Below are 19,780 nucleotides of genomic sequence, written 5' to 3'. Positions count from 1 at the left end.
TAATCATACGATTACGCTCCTTCTACCCAAATAACCTGTCCGCTAACATCTTTTGCACGCCTTGTGCGGCATGTTTACTGAGTTCAATTTTTAACGGCGAGTCTTGTCCTGAAACCCATAAGGTCAGTTCAGAATCGGTATCAAAATGCCCTGCGGATTCAACCACAAACTGGGTAATCGCGCGATACGGGATAGAATGATAATTCACCTTTCTGCCAGTTAATCCCTGCTTATCGATAAACATCACCCGACCAGAAGTAAAAATGACCAGATCGCGTACCAGTTTATAGGCCTTAATCACTTGCTCATTGTCGGCCAAAATAGCTGCTAGTTCTTCTCTCACTTCTTCGGCACTGGTTTCGCTGGCATTCCCCATTAAAGTATCTAAAAGCCCCATTTAGCCCTCCTTTTTCTTCGCTTTCATTAGTTACAGTGTTAGTGTAGCAACACAAACAGTTAAATAAATTACAACATAATCAATGGCCAGTATCTCTTTCGCTGACATTCAGGCAGCGCATCATCGCATCCAGCATAAAATTAAGCGTACACCACTTTTGGAGTCAACATTATTAAACCGGTGGTTGGGTCAGCGCATCATTTTTAAGGCCGATTGCTTGCAAACCGTTGGGGCATTTAAAATTCGGGGAGCGACTAATTTTGTTGCCTGTCTAAAAGAGCAAGGCAACTTACCTGACCATATCGTTGCTAACAGCTCTGGAAATCATGCGCAGGCGGTCGCCTGTGCCGCGAAAGAATTTGGTATCCCGGCGACGATTTTTGCGGCAAAAACCATTTCTGAAGTGAAAGCCGCGGCCACACGTAGTTATGGCGCTGAACTTAAGCTTTTCGAGACGCGCAAAGAGGCAGATATTGCAGTGGCTGAAGCGGCACGCGAGCCCGGTACAGTGTGGATACCCCCCTATAATCATGCAGATATTATTGCCGGTCAGGGGACCTGTGCATTAGAGGCAATTGAAGACGCCGGGCATGCTGATGCTATTTTTGCTCCCTGTGGCGGAGGCGGGTTGCTAAGTGGCTCGTTTATTACCGCGCGTGAACTGTTACCCAATGCCAAAGTCATCGGCAGTGAGCCTTTGCTGGCGAATGACGCGGCCCGCTCAATACAGAGCGGACAGATTGAAACATTGATGGAAACCCCTGACACACTCGCTGATGGTGCTGCCACGCCGTGTCTGGGTGACTTAACCTTTCCCTATATTCAACAACTCGACGAGTTCTACGAAGTCAATGAACAGCAAATCGCATACTGGACGCAGTGGCTGCAACATTTACTTAAACTGCATGTGGAACCCACCTGCGCTATGAGTATGGCTGCGGTGGTCTCGTGGGCCCTGTCAGCACCACCGGGGCAGACGGCAATTGTGCTCATAACAGGCGGTAACATCAGCCAGCAGTCGATGTTAAAAATATGGCAGACTGATTATTTACTGCAGCCACCCAACATTACTGAACAGGAGTAAGGCTATGCGACAAAAACTGGTTTTTTTATTACTTTTATTCGCTGGATTTTCGGCGAGTGCAGCAACCTTTGTCACTAACGTAAAAGGTTATACGCTGGACAATGATGGCACGCTGATCAGCTTTTCCTCACTTTTGATCAAAGATGGCAAGGTGCAGGCACTGGATCCTGACAGCCAGCCGGATGATGTCGAGGTAGTAGACGGTCAGGGCAAATATATGTTGCCTGGACTCATTGACGCCCACGGACACCTGTTAGGCTTAGGCGATAATCTACTAAAGGTCGATCTTCGTGAGACAACCAGCGAAAAGGACGCTGCCCGTGCCGTGTCGGAGTATGCGCTCGGCAAAGTGGATGTTAATTGGATCACTGGACGTGGGTGGAACCAGGAACTATGGTCTGACCGCGCCTTTCCGCAAAAAACATCTCTGGACAAACTAAATATTGATAAGCCTATCTGGCTTATTCGTGTAGACGGTCATGCGGGATGGGCAAACAGTAAGGCTTTAGCGATCGCGGGTATCGACAAATCAACCAAGGATCCTGAGGGGGGTGAAATTATTCGCGATGCTCAGGGTAACCCTACCGGCGTCCTTATTGATAACGCCATGGGGATGGTTGAAAAACACATGCCCTCTGAATCTGCACAGGTAATGGAGGCCCAGTTACGCGCCGCAGGTGAACATCTGTTGAGTCAGGGCATAACCAGCATGCATGACGCTGGCGTGGGTCACAATGTCTATACTTTTTACCTGGCTAAAGCCGTAGCAGAGACACTGCCGTTGCGCGTCTATGCCATGGTCAGCGCTACCGATCCCCAGTTGGGCAGCATTCTGGAACGTGGCAAAGTTATCGACCCCGATGGAATGCTCGTTATACGCAGCGTTAAGGCCTACGGTGATGGGGCGCTGGGTAGCCGCGGAGCTGCATTGCTAGAGCCGTACAGTGACGCTAAGCATCAGCATGGGCTTCTACTCACCGCGCAAGAGGATATGCCGGGGTTGTTTAATGATGTGATTGCCGCAGGCTTTCAACTTAACTATCACGCAATTGGCGATAAAGCCAATAGACTTGCCCTTGATCAGTTTGAAAAAACGTTCAGTGATGTCGGGGGGAAAGCGTTGCGTAATCGCATTGAGCACGCGCAGGTGATTGCAATTGATGATCTGCCACGCTTTGCAGCATTAGGTGTACTGCCTTCAATGCAACCCACTCATGCCACCAGTGATAAGAATATGGCTGAAGATCGCGTTGGTAAAGAGCGGATCAAAGGCGCTTACGCGTGGCAAACGCTGATTGATTCAGGCGTAAGAGTACCTCTGGGTTCTGATTTCCCAGTGGAACTGGCTAATCCGTTCTACGGTCTGCATGCTGCGGTGACCCGTCAGGATAGAGATAACCAACCCGTTGAAGGCTGGTATCCAGAAGAAGCGTTAACGGTTGAACAAGCATTTAGAGGCTTCACCTTAGATGCAGCATACGCCGCTCACATGGAAGATGAAATTGGCACCCTGACCCCGGGAAAATGGGCTGATTTTATTTTGATAGATCAGGACATTTTCGCTATTCCCGCTGAAGACATCTGGAAAACCCAGGTGTTACAGACTTGGATAGCGGGTAAAGCCGTATTCGAGGGAAATAAAAAGTAGGCAACTTTCACACTATTGCAGTGGTCGTGATTCACAGTTACGGCCACTAATTGAGCCATCGTGGGCGCGGTATACTTTAATGAAGATAAACAGATGTGTTACTCCCTTCTATTGCTGTTCTCATTGAATTGGAAATTTTGACAGGGGTAACACACTGATATGGAACAGTTCGACTACATAATTCCCTTTATAAGCATCATTTACGGTATCGCGATAGCGGACTTGTTATCGAGTGTTTATAGACTGGTTGAAGAACGCCAGCGGGTCAGGATGCATCCTATCCCTTTTATATGGGCGGCTGTTTGTTTTACTGCGATCATTAATGGATGGTGGGCGTTTTTCCAGATAATGGAAAATTTTACGGTGAAAAGTGCAGGTAATCTTTTTATATTAAGCTTTCTACCAACGTTAACCTTTTTGTTTAGCTCAGCAGTGCTACCAAGTCGAATAAGCTCTGAATGCGATTTATGGATGTTTTACCGAAAAAACAGGGTGATTTTTTTCGGTACATTCGCCGCTTATTTACTCAGTGTACCAACCATTTTGTATCTTTTGTTTGACCAATTTAATCAGCTTTACGTGATAAGTCAGCTGGTGGGTTGTTTGTTACTGATATTATGTATCTTGGTTGAGAGGCAGTGGTTGCACTGGTTAATTTCCCTTTATTTCGCCTACAACATTGCAGCAGGTTTATTCAATCAGACATTAAATAGTTTATCCTAGCGCATTAACCGGACGCTGAAATGGATAAGTTTGAAGGTAGAAGAGGGCAACAATGAGCGCCCTCTTATCGTATCCACGGATTGAAACTATTTAGCGGTTAGCAAACCAGGGAAACTTTGATTCGAAACAATCTTACCGATCAAATTTTGAACTGCAGGCATTAATGCCTGTGCGGTCTGATTGCACGCAGTTTCACCATAGAAACTTGAGGTAAACTCGTAGTTCTCAGAAACTGACAGGGAATTGCCATTATTTGAATTGATTGTAAGCGCTAAATTCCACTGTCCGCTCGCAGAAGAGAAGTCGATAGAATCTAACACTCCGGTCAATACTACTGGAGCATCAGCTTGGTAAACATTCGCCATTTTAAGTTCATCAACAAATGCTTTCTGAATAAACATCTCAAATGAACGACCGTCAGGAGTTTTGATGGGTCCTACACCGCGGCACATGATACTCGTCAAGCTTTTTTCAGCTGCGGTAAAGTCGCCGACAAATACATTCGCGCCTTCAATCGACTTGAGGGATGAATTGTTGTCAACTGATACCGCATATCTGTTAACCGAATAGGTTGAGCACCCAGTGAGAGCAAGCACGGCAACTAAAAGTCCAAATTTTTTTATCATTATTTTTCCTTTAATAGATTTTTAATATAACGTCAAAGGCGACATTAAAATTCAACTTATATCTGTTGAACCGCAAACAGTGTACGCAAACCTTACGCTATAAATCAATAAATCTAATTCACTGAGTTAATCCTGTTAGTCTCCGGTCGACCAAACACCTTACCAACAAAGATTTACGAGTTTGTTATTCATCTAATAAAGCGTCTTTATCCACCTTTCTTCAGTGATAAAGCTCCAGTGCCAGCTTTTCCATTTATCATCCAGGCCGGTCGCGACAATATCTTCGACGGTTTTACCGTCCGCTTTGTGCTTTTCCACGAAGGCTTTAGTTTCTTCAATCATACCAAGGAACTTTTCGTAGTCAGCCTTGGTTGCCATCGGGCCGTGCCCGGGAATGATTTTAGTGGTGTCATTAGTTTTTGCTAACAGGGTTTTTACGGATTGGATATACCCGTCGACCGAACCACCGGATTGCAAATCAATAAAGGGGAACAGGCCATTAAAAAACAAATCACCGGTGTGCAGAATGTTAGGCTCTTTGATCCAGACCACACTGTCACCATCGGTATGTCCGTTGGGCAAATGGATGATTTCCAACGTTTCATCATTAAAATGTATTTTGATGCCATCCTGGTAAGTCACCACCGGTAACGCAGCATCATCTGCTTTTTCATCTGACAACAATCTCACTCTTACATTTTCATGTGCCATGATGGTGCTGTTTTTGTGGGTATGAAACCAGCTGTTGCCGCCTGTATGGTCCCCATGAAAATGGGTATTAATGATGAACCTAGGTGCGTCGCTGCCTAGTTTCGAAAGAGTAGCAGCAATTTTTTCTGCTAAGGGTTCATATTGGTCGTCAATTATCAGGATACCATCTTCGCCCGCTGACACGCCGATGTTACCGCCCTGCCCGGATAGCATATGGATCGAACCACCTAACGAGGTATCTTTAATTTCAGTTCCTGCGAATCTGTCTGTCGCAACTGCAGCAAACGATACTATCGACACTAATGTCACTACAAACTGTTGGCGTAGGCTCATGATATTCCTTAATTTAGGCTAGAAAATGTTGTATCAGTTCACTGTAGTAGAAAGTGTTGTTTAGAGCCAATATCCAGACTAATCTTTTATATAGGCAAAGCGCGGGATATTCTGGTCATTTATGCAAACTGTCTCGCAAAACATTGTTAACGGCCTCACCCATAGCGTTCTTTCGCCATAGCACGGTCGATAGACCACCACCAATTCATCAGTTTCAGAATGCCTGGCCACACCCAAAACCTCATACTCGTTGCCCTTGTAGTGCCGGTACAATCCCGGTTGCAGGTGGTTATTAGTGTTTTTCATGTTGTAGTATCCAAGGGTAAAATCAGTTGTTCAAATGGGGTATTTTCAGCCAGGCTAATGTGCAATCCCACTAATCTAATAGCGCGCTGCTGCGCACGCTGGAACGCTTCAGCTAGCAAATTGTTAAAAAACGGAAGTGATAATTGGGCATGTTTATGTTCAACGGTAGTTAACTGAAAATCGTTAAATTTAAGTTTAACTCCTAATGATTTAATGCGGATAGCCTGCCCCGAGCGAGCTTCATAATTTTGCACGCGCTCTTGTATTTTCTCAAACAAGCCGGGTAACAAACTTTCGCACTCGGTTAGCGTGTGGATATCTTCCCCCAGGGTGCGTTCAACGCCAATAGATTTACGCTCTCTACTCGTATTAATAGTACGCTCATCCACGCCGTGTGCCCTGTTGTACAGGACAACGCCAAACTTACCTAACTCTTTTTGTAAGCGCTCAAATGGGTAATGTCGTACATCTTCGCAGGTATTCAAGCCGAGACGATTTAGTTTTTGCACCGTTACTTTACCAACGCCGGGAATTTTTCCTAAAGGCAATCGACGCACAAATTCATCGAGTTTGTCTGGTGTAATTACACACAGACCATCAGGTTTGTTTTCATCGCTGGCGATTTTAGCCACAAACTTGCACGATGCCACGCCCGCAGATGCGGTGAGATGCAGTTCCTCTTGTATTCGCCGCCGTATGTCTTGGGCGATGCGCGTTGCACTGCCTGAAAAAAGCTGTACGTGCGTTACGTCGAGATAAGCCTCATCCAGAGAAAGTGGCTCAATGAGATGGGTATAGTCAGCGAATATTTGTCTGATTTTGTGCGACTCACGTACATACACATCCATCCGCCCTTTCACTAACGTAAGGTTAGGACACAATTTTAGCGCGTAAGCAGTTGCCATCGCTGAACGCACACCGAATTTTCGCGCCGGATAGTTACACGTGGAGATGACTCCCCGCCCTTTGGCACTGCCTCCAATAGCGATGGGGATATCTCTAAGCGAAGGATTGTCACGCATTTCAACGGCCGCGTAAAAGCAATCCATATCAACGTGAATTATTTTTCGCACACGTAATCAAACAAACTGTACACATAGACAGTATTATAAGACGATAATCATTAAGAAATCATCTTCATTAGGGGTATATGCTGCAAAAAGAGGGCTGCCTGATTCTCAGGCAGCATGAGAATTAGAGAATTTGGTTTTGCTTCCATTCATCCAGTTTTTTCTGGCGTGCTTCTTCCTTTTCCATTCGTGCTTTTTTACGATCACAGGGTTCGGGGCAATCACAGGCTTTTTCTATACCCAATGCGCCCAGCCCCCCACAGCTGCCAGCGATGCTTTTACGTTGCACCAGAAAGCCAACGGCCATAGCGAGAACCATCGCCAAAAAGAAAAAAAATGCTAGTATAAATGTCGACATCAACAACCTCTTTAATCGTGCATTTCTACAATGCGGTTAAATTCATCGGACGCATATTCTTCGAATTCAGTCCCGTTTTTACGAATCAGATAGACAGCAAGATTATGTTCCTGCGCTAGTGCCTTTGCGTCGTCCCAGCCGATTACATTAAACGCGGTAGCCAGGCCATCTGCGGTCATAGATGATTTATCGACCACAGTCGCGGAAACTAAATCGTGTTGAATAGGCTTTCCTGTACGAGGATCAATTAAGTGCGAATAACGAACCCCATCTTGTTCATAAAAATTTCTATAGTCGCCTGACGTTGCAATGGCATGTTTACCAATAGAGACAACACGTTGCACACTCCGCTGGGTAGAAACCGGCTTCTCAATAGCAATTCGCCACTCGTCACCATCGCCACGATGTCCAGATACCCGCATTTCACCCCCAATCTCAACCAGGTAGTTGGACAGTTTGTGCTCCTCCAGTATCGAAACCACTTCATCGACGCCATATCCTTTGGCAATAGTGGATAAATCAACATAGACCATAGGGTGCAATTTTTTAAGCGCAGTTCCATTCAGCTGGATTTTATCCAGCCCTACATATTCGCGCACATCCCTTATTGCATTGTCATCTGGAATACGCTCTGGACGCTTGTTAGGTCCAAACCCCCATAGGTTTACCAGCGGTCCCACCGTAATATCGAGTACGCCGTCGCTAAGCTCTCCTAACCTGATTGCTTCCTGAATGACCAGCGCAGTCTCCGTCGACAAGGTTATCGGGTCGGTAAATCGATTCTGATTGAAACGAGACAACTCAGACGTGGGATCGTACGTTGACATCAGCTGGTTTATTTCAGCCAGGCGTAAATCAATTGATTCTTGCAGGCCGGCAGGACCTTCTTTTCCGTCTACCACATACTTGACATTATAGGTGGTGCCCATGGTCTCACCTTGCAGATGAACCACGGGAAGTGTTGTATCGCTACAACCACCCAAAAATAAAAGAGTAACGAGCCACACAATGGCTACACTTGTTTGCCTCAACACAGTTTCTCTCTATAAAATCTAAAAAAGGGGGCGTTTCGCCCCCTTTTTACAACGCTTATCGTTACTTAACCACCAAAGTCATCAAGCATGATATTTTCGTCTTCTACCCCGAGATCTTTAAGCATATTGATAACGGCGGCATTCATCATTGGTGGACCACACATGTAAAACTCGCAGTCCTCCGGCGCTGGGTGATCTTTCAGGTAGTTTTCCAACAATACCTGGTGAATAAAGCCGGTGTACCCTTCCCAGTTATCTTCAGGCTGCGGGTCTGATAAAGCCACATGCCATTCGAAGTTGTCATTCTCTTCAGCCAGCATATCAAAATCTTCTACATAGAACATTTCGCGAAGTGAACGGGCACCGTACCAAAAACTGATTTTACGATTGGTCTTAATTCGACGAAGCTGATCGAAGATGTGCGAACGCATGGGCGCCATGCCTGCACCACCACCAACAAAGACCATTTCAGCTTCAGTTTCTTTAGCAAAGAACTCACCAAATGGACCGGAAATGGTGGCTTTATCACCCGCTTTCAAACTCCAGATGTACGATGACATTTTACCTGCTGGTAAAGAAAGGTTATTAGGTGGCGGCGTAGCAATACGCACGTTCAACATAATAATCCCTTCTTCCTCTGGGTAATTTGCCATGGAGTAAGCACGGATAGTTTCATCGTCTACTTTAGATTCGATATCAAAGAAACCAAAACGCTCCCAGTCACCGCGGAATTTTTCTGGTACATCAAAGTCTTTATACTTAACATGGTGAGCGGGTGCTTCAATTTGAATGTAGCCACCGGCACGGAATGGTACGCTCTCACCATTTGGAATTTTGAGCTTAAGCTCTTTAATAAACGTGGCTTTGTTATCATTAGAAATAACTTCACAATCCCACTTTTTGATACCAAACACTTCTTCAGGAAGTTCGATATCCATATCCTGCTTAACCGCAACCTGACATGATAAGCGACACCCCTCACGGGCTTCACGCTTAGTGATATGATCCAATTCGGTCGGCAAGATTTCACCACCACCTGATTTCACATCTACACGGCATTGGCCACAAGAGCCACCACCACCGCACGCAGAGGACACAAATATTCCAGCTTCTGCCAAGGCACCAAGCAGTTTGCCGCCTGGTTCTGTTTGAATGGCTTTTTCTGGATCATTATTGATGGTAATTTTCACTTCACCACTGGGCACAAGTTTCGACTTGGCGAACATGATGATAAATACAAGCGCAAGCACGATGGCAATAAACATGCCCACGCCAAGATAGATTTCTACCTGATTCATTTAGTTGCTCCCACGCTTTATTAAAGCTGTATACCAGTAAACGACTGGAAGCCAAGGGCCATCAGACCCGCGATCATAAACACTGAACCTAAACCACGAATTCCATCGGGCATATCAGCATATTTAAGTTTTTCTCGTACCGCAGCCAGCAGAACAATTGCAATTGCCCAGCCAAATCCACTACCAATACCGTAAACAATACTTTCAGTGAAGTTGTACTCGCGCTGAACAGCGAAAGCAACACCACCGAAAATGGCACAGTTCACGGTAATTAACGGCAAGAAGATACCAAGTGCGTTGTATAAGGCAGGAAAAAACTTATCCAGACTCATTTCCAGAATTTGCACCAGTGCTGCGATAACACCAATAAACGTCAAGAAATTAAGAAAGCTTAGATCGGCGTCAGGAAACCCTGCCCAAGCCAGCGCACCCGGCGCCAGGATATTCACGTAAATAACCTGATTCACCGGTACAGAAATACCCAGTACTACGATTACCGCTACACCCAGGCCCATTGCTGTTTTTACTTTCTTTGAAACCGCGAGGAACGTACACATTCCAAGGAACAAAGACAGCGCCATGTTTTCAACAAAAACAGAGCGAACAAATAAAGATAAATAATATTCCATGACTTATTCCTTAGGCTCTACTTGTTCTGGACGAATAGTACGAATAAACCAGATCATTCCCGCAATCAGGAAGAACGAGCTGAATGGAAGAATTAATAATCCGTTACCCTGATACCAGCCGCCATTTTGCACCAATGGCAGAATCTCGAAGCCAAGGATAGTTCCAAAACCAAACAGCTCTTTGATTGTACCAATAACAATCAGGATGAAGGAGTAGCCTAATCCGTTACCGATGCCATCTAAGAAGCTCATCAGCGGTGGACTCTTCATCGCATAGGCTTCGGCACGTCCCATCACTATGCAGTTAGTAATGATAAGACCAACGAACACCGAGAGCTGTTTGGAAATCTCGTAAGAGTAAGCTTTCAAGATTTGGTCAACAACAATTACTAACGAAGCAATGATCGTCATTTGAATAATAATTCGCACACTAGATGGGATCTGGTTGCGAATAAGTGAGATAAACAAATTAGAAAACGCAACAACACTGGTTAATGCCAGTGACATAACTAATGCGGTTTCCAGTTTGGTGGTAATTGCCAGCGCAGAACAGATACCCAGTACCTGCAATGCGATGGGGTTATTATCTAGAATCGGCCCAAAGAGAGCCTTTTTCATTTCTTTAGCGTCTGCCATGAAAAGCTCCCCTTATGAACGCCAAGCTTGTTTTTTCAAAAACGGACCAAAACCGTTTTCACCTACCCAGTAACGAATCGTGTTTTCAACACCGTTACTGGTTAATGTCGCACCGGATAGACCGTCTACGGCATATGGATCATCTGGATTAGCACTTTTCTTTACGCGAATGGCCACATCGCCATCTTCGTAAAGTTTTTTACCTTCCCACTTTTCCTGCCAGGCGGGATTCTGTACTTCACCACCAAGCCCTGGTGTTTCTTTCTGCTGATAGTAAACCAGCTCTGCTACCGTTTCACCGTCAGCGTCTAAGGCAAGAAAGCCATACATCAAGTCCCACAAGCCACTGCCATGAACAGGGAGAATAATGCGGTTAACATCATTACCCTCTTTAACTAACCAGACAGAGGCAACGTTTGCACGACGTTGAAAGCCAACATTGCTGCCTTCTACTTTCGTGCTCCAATTAGCTTGTTTGGCAGCTTTATACATGTCGTAATCTGGCGTAGGCGCTTCAGTAAATTCACCTGTGTCCAAATCAACATAGCGCTGTTCAACATTTTCACTGAACGTTGATTCAATCTGGCTACCACTCATACCCATTTCATACAGGCCAGCAGCTGCCAGAATATTTGATTTCTTATCCAATGCAGCGTTGGTTTCCTGGATTGAGCGTAAACCCACCGCGGCACCTGATACTACGATTGAACATACTAAACAGACGGCAACTACGATGCCGACGGTTTTTCCTAAAGATTCTTTTTTAGCCGACACGTGCTAACCTCCGTTTGATGTTGCTTTGCGCGACGAAATAGTCAAACAACGGCGCCCATAAGTTTGCAAATAGAATGGCTAACATAACCCCCTCAGGGAATGCAGGGTTAAGCACACGGATTAGTACCGTCATTACACCAATAAATATACCGAAAGCCCATTTACCTTTATTAGTAAAGGCAGCAGAGACCGGGTCGGTTGCCATAAAGAACATTGCAAACGCCAACCCGCCTATAACAAAGTGCCAATGCGCAGGCATGGCAAACATGGGGTTGGTATCACTACCAATAAGATTGAGTAAGGTGGCAAAGCCCGCCACACCAATGGCAACACCAGCAACTATTCGCCAGCTTGCTATGCGCATGTAAAGTATAAATAAACCGCCAATAATGATGGCTAACGTAGACACTTCACCTGCAGATCCCTGGATAAGACCAAAAAAGCTATCCCACCAGCGGTTCATATCAGCGTAATCAAAGTTACCCGCAGCAGCCTGACTTAGTGAGGTTGCACCAGAGTAACCATCTGCGGCCACCCACACTTGATCACCTGAGATTTGTGCCGGGTAAGCAAAGTATAAGAATGCACGCCCGGATAAAGCTGGATTCAGGAAATTACGACCGGTACCACCAAATACTTCTTTAGCGATAACCACACCGAAGGTAATCCCCAGTGCCACCTGCCATAACGGAATGGTCGCAGGCAAGGTTAATGCGAACAATACAGAGGTAACAAAGAAGCCTTCGTTAACCTCGTGTTTTCTTACCGAGGCAAACAATACTTCCCAAAAACCACCAACAATAAACGTGACCGCATAAATCGGTAGCCAGAAACAGGCGCCGTAAAGGAACAGGCCTAAACCACCGGCATTAGCCAGGTCTCCACCTAACGCGGTGAACAGCCCCGCCTGCCAGGTATCTGGAAGCGTTCCGGCGCCAGCAGCAAGTGCGTCCTGGGCCTGAAAACCAATGTTGTACATCCCAAAGAACATCGCAGGGAATGTCGCCATCCATACCATGATCATGATACGTTTTAAGTCGATACTGTCACGGACGTGAGTTCCCGCCTTGTTTACTTTACCTGGCGTGTAGAAAATAGTGGCTGCGGCTTCGTAGAGTGCATACCACTTTTCATATTTTCCACCCGGTTCAAAATCAGGTTCGATCTTTTCTAAATACGCTTTCAAACCCATGACTTAACCCTCTTTCTCGATCTTGGTTAAACAGTTACGCAGAATCGGGCCGTAATTGTATTTGCCGGGACAAACGTACGTACAAAGCGCCAAATCTTCTTCGTCTAACTCTAAGCAACCCATTTGTTGTGCACTGTCGGTGTCACCTGAAATCAGGTCACGCAGTAACAGCGTGGGTAGAATATCTAACGGCATAATGCGTTCATAATTACCAATTGGCACCATTGAGCGCTCTGACCCGTTGGTGGACGTTGTCATATCGTAAGACTTATTACTCAAGTGCCCTAAATATGCATTTGTCACCGAGTGCATGTCAGAGCCTGGTGATAACCAGCCAAACAGTTTTTTCTCACGTCCTTCCATCAGGAGTGAAACCTGAAGATGGAAGCGGCCAAGAAAACCATGTACGCCCTGTGCTGTGGTTCCGTATAAAACTGAACCTGATACCGCTCTTACATCTCCATCGATTACTTCATTGGCAGTCAACTCGCCAATGTCTGCACCGATTAAGGTACGTACAAGACGCGGTTTAACCGCTGCTGGTCCGCCAAGCGCAACGACACGACGGTTATCCAGCTCGCCTGTTTTTAATAGCGAACCAATGGCCATCACATCCTGGTAGTTAACATGCCAGACGATTTTTTTAGCCCCGGCAGATTCTAAATAGTGGATGTGCGTACCAACCAGACCCGCAGGGTGTGGTCCGCCGAACTCTTCTACATCAACCGCAGCATCACCAATCGCTACATTAGCGCCAGCTGCCTTCGTTACGAAAACTTTGCCGCCACTAAGCACTGTCATTGCTTTTAAGCCATGGATAAAATCCTGCTCTCGTTCAGCAATAATCTGGGTAGGGTCAGCAGCTAACGGGTTGGTGTCCATCGCATTCACAAAAATTGCTACTGGGATGGTATTCAATGCAGGCGCTTTGCTGAAGGGACGCGTGCGTATCGCTGTCCACATCCCAGAATCAACCAGCGTTTGCTGAAGTTGTTCTCTGGTTGCGTTCGCAATGTCAGCTTCAGAAACGGTAGGAAACACTACCTTTTCGTCACCTTGCACTTTGATAACCACTGACTGGAGTACACGCTTGGCGCCGCGGTTAACTTCAACCACTTCACCAGCAGCAGGCGCAGTAAACTTAACACCAGCGTTCTTTTTGTCTTCAAAAAGAATCTGGCCTTTTTGTACCTGATCACCTACCTGTACGTGCATCGTTGGGCGCATGCCCACATATTCTTCTCCCAGAATGGCAACGCGCGTCACAGCTGCTCCATCGGAGATTTGCTGCTCAGGCGCTCCCTTGATAGGGAGGTCGAGACCTTTCTTGATTTTTATCATATGTATTTGCACTACTCTAAATTAAAAATACCCTTTCGCATTACCGCTAAACAGCGAACGCTTATGCAAAAAAGCACTAATGACATAAAAACATAGCCTATTTACACCAAACTGGCTACGCAGTGCTACCCCAGAACAATTGCTTCCCGGTGATACCTGGATCACTGCGTTGTGTAGTTGTGGAGCTTATGCTTGTTAGCGACGTCATCCGTGAATATTGCGTAGCTATGCATGAGAAAAGCTATATCTAAATAGGAGTAAACTAAAGTACCCCTACATAATTTCGGGATTTTAACATTAACCGGCCACTTTGTGCCATGCAAATAATGGATAAACCGCCAATTTTTTGATCGACAATTGTGTCTAAGGCGCGGAAATGCGGAATACTGGCAGTCGAAATGTAAAAGGCCTGCTCTATCGCAGGCCTTCAATCACTCATTACCAGTGTACCATAGGGTCAACATCCTGATCATAATCAACACCATCTATATCAAAGCCAAACAGCTTCAAAAACTCATGGTTGTATCCCTTGTAATCACTCAGTTGATGGAAGTTTTCTTGTGTTGTCTGATCCCACAACGCCTTAATTTTTGCCTGCGTCGCGTCATTGGTTTCTTTACCGTCCATGCGGTAACGATTTTGCTCATCGAGGGTCGGATTGTCACCATATAAGCATGTGTTGAACAAACCGTGAATTTGTTCGATGCAGCCCTCATGTGTGCCCTCTTCTTTCATCACTTTATAAATTAATGAAATATACAACGGCATAACTGGAATGGCTGAGCTGGCTTGAGTAACCAGAGCTTTTAATGATGAAACATGGGCATCGACTGACAAGTTGCTGTGTTCACCATTGATTGCAGCGGCGGCGCGATCCAGGTCTTCCTTAGCTTTACCGATAGTGGCCTGTCCGTAAATTGGCCAGGTCAGCTCCTTACCAATGTAAGTATAAGCCGTGGTTTTTGCGCCGTCTGCCAACACATCCGCTTTCACTAGCGCGTTAATCCAGCGCTCCCAATCTTCGCCGCCCATCACTTTGATAGTATGCGCTATTTCTTCGTCATTCGCTGGCTCTAGACTGACATCATGAACCTTATCTTTATCAGTGTCATAGGTTTTCGTGGTATATGCCTGCCCTACCGGTTTCAGGGTAGATTTATAAGTAATACCTGAGTCCGGGTCGGTACGGCGTGGTGAGGCCAGGCTGTAAATCACCAAATCAATTTTACCCAGATCGGCTTTAATTTTTTCGATGACCTGAGACTTCATTTCATCCGAAAACGCATCGCCGTTGAGGGTATCAGCATATAGCTCTGCTTCTCTGGCTTCTTGATGGAACGCAGCAGTATTATACCAGCCGGCGGTTCCCGTTTTTCTTTCACTGGGCTCTTTTTCGAAACACACACCCAGTGTTTTGGCGCCATACCCAAATGCTGAGGTTATACGAGAAGCCAGACCGTAACCGGTAGAACAACCTATCACCAGCACATTTTTAGGGCCTTCGGCATCCATTTTTTGCTGCTTTACATATTCAATTTGTTCTTTTACCGCTGTTGCACAGCCCACTGGATGAGCGTTGGTGCAGATAAAGCCTCGAACTTTCGGCTTAATAACCATAATATTTTATCCTTTACTTAGATGCGGGTATTGTATGCATGCAATCGATGATAACAACTCGGAGCAGCTAATTATTCGCGTAAATTAAAATACGCCTGCTCTGAAAGCCCGTTGTATTTTGCAATACGCTGATAAAAGTCGGCATACGACTTATACACTTTATTAAAGGTCGCGTCTTGCGCCGATTTTTCTGCAAGTACCTCTTTGGTGGCAGCCTTGAGTGCCTTTAACACATCGTCTGGTAATTGCTTAGTCTGCACACCATGTTCAGTGGTTAACTTGCGCATGGCCTGAATATTACGCGCAGCATATTCACTAATTATTTGCTGATTAACTGCTTTGGTCGCGACATCAATGATTTTTTTAAGATGGGGTGGAAGTGCCTCTAATGCTTCTTTGTTAACCAGAAATTCCAGGTTGGCCCCTGGTTCGTGCCAGGGTGTGGTGTAATAAAATTTAGCGGCTCTGAATAGCCCGAAAGCAAGGTCATTGTATGGCCCGACCCATTCTGATGCGTCGATTGCACCCGTTTGTAAAGCCACAAAAATTTCTCCTCCGGTAAGCGAAACGGGGACGCCGCCAACCTTTTTAAATACTTCGCCACCTAATCCGGGAATGCGCATTTTTAAACCCGACAGGTCATCGAGGCTGGTGATTTCACGCTTAAACCAACCCGCCATCTGCGCACCCGTGTTACCTCCCGCGTAAGGCACTACCCCAAAAGGTGCGTAGAGTTCACGCCACAGTTCCATACCGCCACCAAATTCCAGCCATGCATTCATTTCAGATGCATTCATGCCAAACGGAATCGCAGCGAATATGGGGGCGGCGGGCATCTTGCCCTTCCAATAATATGCGCCTGAATGGCCCATTTGCGCGGTGCCTTGCGACACCGCATCAAACACTTCAAATCCAGGCACCAGCTCTCCCGCGCCATACACTTTTATTTTAAGTTGCCCATCAGACATCTCGTTCACGTATTGTGCGAATAACTCAGGAGCATGGCCCAGTCCAGGAAAGTTTTTCGGCCACGAGGTGACAAGTTTCCACTCGTAGTTCTTCACCTCCACCAGCTCTTCTGAAGTAGGTTCTGTGGGTTTTTCCGAACACGCCTGACTAAGTAGCAAGACAAGAGCAGAGAGTATTATTTTTATTTTGTGCATGGTTTTTCCCGGTTATCCATATAGCCAATCTGGTAATGCTGTGACCAGTGTCGGCCAGATAGCAAGCGCTATTAATAACATAATTTGAATCAAGATAAAGGGTGTAACGCCTCGATAAATATCGCTGGTAGCAACATTATCAGGGGCGACACCACGTAAATAAAATAATGCGAAGCCGAAGGGGGGGGTTAAAAAGGAGGTTTGTAAATTCACCGCTAACATTATGCCAAGCCATATAGGATCGACCCCCATCGTGAGCAGTACCGGGGCAATAATTGGCACAACTACAAAGGTGATCTCGATAAAATCGAGAATAAAACCTAAGATAAATACCGCCAGCATCACAATCAGCATAGCGGCGAAAATCCCACCGGGCAAATCTGACAAAAATCCGTGCACCAGCTCTTCACCGCCAAAACCACGAAACACCAACGAAAAGATTGAGGCACCAATCAGTATCAAAAATACCATCGATGTGATTTTCGTGGTTTCCAACATGACCTCGCGCAAGCGCGAAATGCTCATTTTCCGTTGCGACAACGCCAGTATCAGTGCACCCATGGCCCCAACGCCGGCGGCTTCTGTCGGCGTTGCGAAGCCACCTAAAATTGAACCCAGCACAATGAGTATTAACACCAGCGGAGGCAACAACGAGCTCAATAATTTGGGTAGTTTCAACCGCGTATCCTGATGTAGCTCGCTGCTATCAGGCATGGCTGATTCAGACAAAAATGACATGGCCAATACATAGGCAAGATACATCGCCACCAGCATCAACCCCGGGACAATCGCACCAACGAACAGGTCACCCACTGACACTGAGTCAGGCGAAAATATCCCCATCGATAACTGAGCCTTCTGGTATGCACTGGACAACACATCACCTAACAGGACCAGGGCGATGGAGGGGGGAATAATCTGACCCAATGTGCCGGTGGCACAAATTGCACCACTGGCAAACGAAGGACTATAGCCGCGCTTTAACATTGCCGGTAAAGAAAGTAACCCCATGGTGACCACGGTAGCGCCAACAATTCCTGTGCTGGCGGCCAGCAACATGCCGACTAAAACCACAGAGACCGCCATACCGGACTTGAAACGTCCGAAAAGCTGAGCCATTGAAACCAGCAACGCCTCAGCGACCTTCGACTTTTCAAGCACGATACCCATAAAAATGAACAACGGCACTGCGATTAACGTTTGATTGGTCAGAATGCCGTAAAAGCGACTGGGCAGCGCATTTAAAAAACTGGGATCGAAACCACCAGACAACACGCCGATACCGGCGAAAATTAATGAGGTGCCTGCTAACGTTAATGCAACGGGATATCCTAATAACAATACGCCACAAATTACGAAAAATAGAACAACTGCCATCCATTCCATTGCGGTGCCTGTTACCTTTTTTGACTGATAAGTTGATTGATATTGTTAATCAGGATGCTGATACCCTGCAGCAGCAACAGAAAAGCGCCTAACGGAATAAGCGATTTAAGCACAAACACCAAAGGCAGCCCCCCCGCTTCCTGCGATGCTTCCAACAAATTCCATGATTCGATAACGTAAGGCAGACTGTAAGACAAAATAAAAATGCACACCGGTAAGAGCAATACTATTGTGCCCAACGCATCGACCCAGCAGCGCTTAGTCTGTGACATATTTCGGTAGAAAACGTCTACTCTGACATGGCCGTCTTCGGCCAGAGTGAAGGCTATTCCGATCATGAACACCGCCGCATGCAAATACATGACTGATTCCTGCATGGCGATCCAGCCAACGCCTACGCCATAACGCAAAACGACGATAGCAAACGTTGTTAGCACCATCAGTAAGGTAGCGACACTCACTACCAGACACAGTAAGCGATTAATTTTCGTGATCCGCTGACTTAGCTGCGTAAGCATTCCGGATGAATTGGAGGGAGAAGGCATGACCCCAACCTGACATTAACGTGTTATTAACATGGCTGACTAGGGTAATGGCAAATGAAAGCTTTGCCAACTGTTGAACGCTACCAGAATAAAAATATTCTGGTAGCTGTTGCGCTTAAAAATTATCCAATAATATCAAGCAACTCTACATCAAACACCAATGTGCTGTAGGGTTTAATCGCTGCACCGGCACCCTGCTCACCATAAGCAAGTTGCTGAGGAACAGTCAATCGCCACTTGGCACCCACTGGCATCATCTGCAACGCTTCGGTCCAGCCTCGGATAACCCCGTTTACCGGAAACTCAGCTGGCTGCCCGCGCTCATATGAACTATCAAATACTGAACCGTCAATCAGTTGGCCGTGATAGTGAACACGCACTGTGCTGTCAGCCTTAGGCTTATCGCCCTCACCTGCTTCAATTACTTCGTACTGCAAACCTGATTCTGTAACCGAAACGTCGTCGCGCTTTGCGTTGTCTGCTAAAAATGCTTCATTCTCGGCAATTACAGTTTTATTCATTTCTGCTTTTTCAGCTTGCATGCGTTGATGGATAGCACCGAATGCATCGCGCAGCTGATCGTTGCTAACCTGCTGTTCCTGACCGTCGAACGCATTGCGTAAGCCTTCTACCACTGCGTCAATCGTCAATCCATCAAAAGGATTAGACTTTAATTGCTCGCCCATTTGCCAGCCGATTCCGTAACTTGCCTGAGATTCAATTGAAGAAAATTTATCTGACACATTTACTCCTGAAATTTTATTACACTTTTTGATTGAAAAATAATCGATATAATTAAAAACTATGCTGACTATTTGTATGCGGGCGATAGTGTAACACATCCAGTCTCACGCTGCGTCCACATTGCTCTAAATAGATCTGAACCAAACTAATCGGATTAAATTATAA

Annotated in this window: 21 protein-coding genes; 3 read left to right on the top strand and 18 right to left on the bottom strand. The window is 46.0% G+C overall.

The features are described from left to right. Positions 1 to 22: 22 nt before the first annotated feature. Positions 23 to 397 carry a PH domain-containing protein gene (locus tag HCJ96_RS15460; RefSeq protein ID WP_169211989.1) on the bottom strand — a complete coding sequence of 125 codons (375 nt, stop codon included), beginning with the start codon at positions 395 to 397 and terminating at the stop codon, positions 23 to 25. Between the two features lie 82 nt (positions 398 to 479). On the opposite strand from HCJ96_RS15460, the gene HCJ96_RS15455 reads away from it, so the two are divergent. The 3 genes from HCJ96_RS15455 (at position 480) to HCJ96_RS15445 (ending at position 3,852) form a co-directional block, all read left to right on the top strand. Next, positions 480 to 1,481, top strand: coding sequence for a serine/threonine dehydratase (locus HCJ96_RS15455; protein ID WP_169211988.1), 1,002 nt, complete (start codon positions 480 to 482; stop codon positions 1,479 to 1,481). A 4-nt stretch (positions 1,482 to 1,485) separates the two neighbouring features. Continuing rightward, entirely contained in the window at positions 1,486 to 3,129 is a 1,644-nt protein-coding gene (locus tag HCJ96_RS15450; protein WP_169211987.1) for an amidohydrolase, read from the top strand. A gap of 159 nt (positions 3,130 to 3,288) precedes the next feature. After that, entirely contained in the window at positions 3,289 to 3,852 is a 564-nt protein-coding gene (locus HCJ96_RS15445; RefSeq protein WP_169211986.1) for a hypothetical protein, read from the top strand. An 86-nt stretch (positions 3,853 to 3,938) separates the two neighbouring features. On the opposite strand, the gene HCJ96_RS15440 is transcribed toward HCJ96_RS15445, so the two are convergent. The 17 genes from HCJ96_RS15440 to bamJ all read right to left on the bottom strand — a co-directional run bounded on the left by HCJ96_RS15440 (position 3,939) and on the right by bamJ (position 19,614). After that, positions 3,939 to 4,478, bottom strand: a complete 540-nt coding sequence (locus HCJ96_RS15440; RefSeq protein WP_169211985.1) for a hypothetical protein — start codon at positions 4,476 to 4,478, stop codon at positions 3,939 to 3,941. Positions 4,479 to 4,670: 192 nt separating this feature from the next. Further along, positions 4,671 to 5,522, bottom strand: coding sequence for an MBL fold metallo-hydrolase (locus HCJ96_RS15435; RefSeq protein WP_169211984.1), 852 nt, complete (start codon positions 5,520 to 5,522; stop codon positions 4,671 to 4,673). Between the two features lie 78 nt (positions 5,523 to 5,600). Continuing rightward, positions 5,601 to 5,828 carry a DUF1653 domain-containing protein gene (locus HCJ96_RS15430; RefSeq protein ID WP_169211983.1) on the bottom strand — a complete coding sequence of 76 codons (228 nt, stop codon included), beginning with the start codon at positions 5,826 to 5,828 and terminating at the stop codon, positions 5,601 to 5,603. Then, positions 5,825 to 6,901 carry a DNA polymerase IV gene (dinB, locus tag HCJ96_RS15425; RefSeq protein ID WP_169211982.1) on the bottom strand — a complete coding sequence of 359 codons (1,077 nt, stop codon included), beginning with the start codon at positions 6,899 to 6,901 and terminating at the stop codon, positions 5,825 to 5,827. The genes HCJ96_RS15430 and dinB overlap by 4 nt, the downstream gene beginning before the upstream one ends. A 121-nt stretch (positions 6,902 to 7,022) precedes the next feature. Next, positions 7,023 to 7,256, bottom strand: a complete 234-nt coding sequence (nqrM, locus tag HCJ96_RS15420) for a (Na+)-NQR maturation NqrM (RefSeq protein ID WP_169211981.1) — start codon at positions 7,254 to 7,256, stop codon at positions 7,023 to 7,025. An 11-nt stretch (positions 7,257 to 7,267) separates the two neighbouring features. Then, positions 7,268 to 8,290, bottom strand: a complete 1,023-nt coding sequence (locus tag HCJ96_RS15415) for an FAD:protein FMN transferase (protein ID WP_343034741.1) — start codon at positions 8,288 to 8,290, stop codon at positions 7,268 to 7,270. Between the two features lie 65 nt (positions 8,291 to 8,355). Next, the gene (gene nqrF, locus HCJ96_RS15410; RefSeq protein WP_169211980.1) at positions 8,356 to 9,588 is read right to left on the bottom strand and encodes an NADH:ubiquinone reductase (Na(+)-transporting) subunit F; all 1,233 of its coding nucleotides are present in this window, start codon (positions 9,586 to 9,588) and stop codon (positions 8,356 to 8,358) included. Positions 9,589 to 9,608: 20 nt separating this feature from the next. Next, complete coding sequence (nqrE, locus tag HCJ96_RS15405) at positions 9,609 to 10,217, bottom strand: NADH:ubiquinone reductase (Na(+)-transporting) subunit E (RefSeq protein WP_169211979.1); 609 nt, start codon at positions 10,215 to 10,217, stop codon at positions 9,609 to 9,611. Between the two features lie 3 nt (positions 10,218 to 10,220). Next, positions 10,221 to 10,853 (bottom strand): NADH:ubiquinone reductase (Na(+)-transporting) subunit D, encoded by a 633-nt coding sequence (locus HCJ96_RS15400; protein ID WP_169211978.1) that lies wholly within the window; start codon positions 10,851 to 10,853, stop codon positions 10,221 to 10,223. 12 nt (positions 10,854 to 10,865) lie between these two features. Continuing rightward, positions 10,866 to 11,627, bottom strand: coding sequence for a Na(+)-translocating NADH-quinone reductase subunit C (locus tag HCJ96_RS15395; RefSeq protein ID WP_169211977.1), 762 nt, complete (start codon positions 11,625 to 11,627; stop codon positions 10,866 to 10,868). Beyond that, entirely contained in the window at positions 11,617 to 12,819 is a 1,203-nt protein-coding gene (locus HCJ96_RS15390) for an NADH:ubiquinone reductase (Na(+)-transporting) subunit B (protein WP_169211976.1), read from the bottom strand. Before HCJ96_RS15390 ends, HCJ96_RS15395 begins: the two co-directional genes overlap by 11 nt. Before the next feature lie 3 nt (positions 12,820 to 12,822). Further along, on the bottom strand, positions 12,823 to 14,160 hold the full coding sequence (locus HCJ96_RS15385; protein WP_169211975.1) for a Na(+)-translocating NADH-quinone reductase subunit A: 1,338 nt from the start codon (positions 14,158 to 14,160) through the stop codon (positions 12,823 to 12,825). A 438-nt stretch (positions 14,161 to 14,598) separates the two neighbouring features. Then, entirely contained in the window at positions 14,599 to 15,777 is a 1,179-nt protein-coding gene (gene fabV / locus HCJ96_RS15380) for an enoyl-ACP reductase FabV (RefSeq protein ID WP_169211974.1), read from the bottom strand. Positions 15,778 to 15,848: 71 nt separating this feature from the next. Further along, positions 15,849 to 16,940 (bottom strand): TRAP transporter substrate-binding protein, encoded by a 1,092-nt coding sequence (locus HCJ96_RS15375; protein WP_169211973.1) that lies wholly within the window; start codon positions 16,938 to 16,940, stop codon positions 15,849 to 15,851. A 12-nt stretch (positions 16,941 to 16,952) separates the two neighbouring features. Next, complete coding sequence (locus tag HCJ96_RS15370) at positions 16,953 to 18,326, bottom strand: TRAP transporter large permease (protein WP_169211972.1); 1,374 nt, start codon at positions 18,324 to 18,326, stop codon at positions 16,953 to 16,955. Between the two features lie 11 nt (positions 18,327 to 18,337). Then, positions 18,338 to 18,871 carry a TRAP transporter small permease subunit gene (locus tag HCJ96_RS15365; RefSeq protein ID WP_246261465.1) on the bottom strand — a complete coding sequence of 178 codons (534 nt, stop codon included), beginning with the start codon at positions 18,869 to 18,871 and terminating at the stop codon, positions 18,338 to 18,340. Between the two features lie 122 nt (positions 18,872 to 18,993). After that, on the bottom strand, positions 18,994 to 19,614 hold the full coding sequence (gene bamJ, locus HCJ96_RS15360) for a BamJ family beta-barrel-assembly machinery protein (protein WP_169211971.1): 621 nt from the start codon (positions 19,612 to 19,614) through the stop codon (positions 18,994 to 18,996). Positions 19,615 to 19,780 lie beyond the last annotated feature (166 nt).

Source organism: Alteromonas ponticola, from assembly GCF_012911815.1.
Classification (GTDB): Bacteria; Pseudomonadota; Gammaproteobacteria; order Enterobacterales; family Alteromonadaceae; genus Alteromonas; species Alteromonas ponticola.
This window is presented reverse-complemented; position numbering and strand designations above follow the sequence as displayed.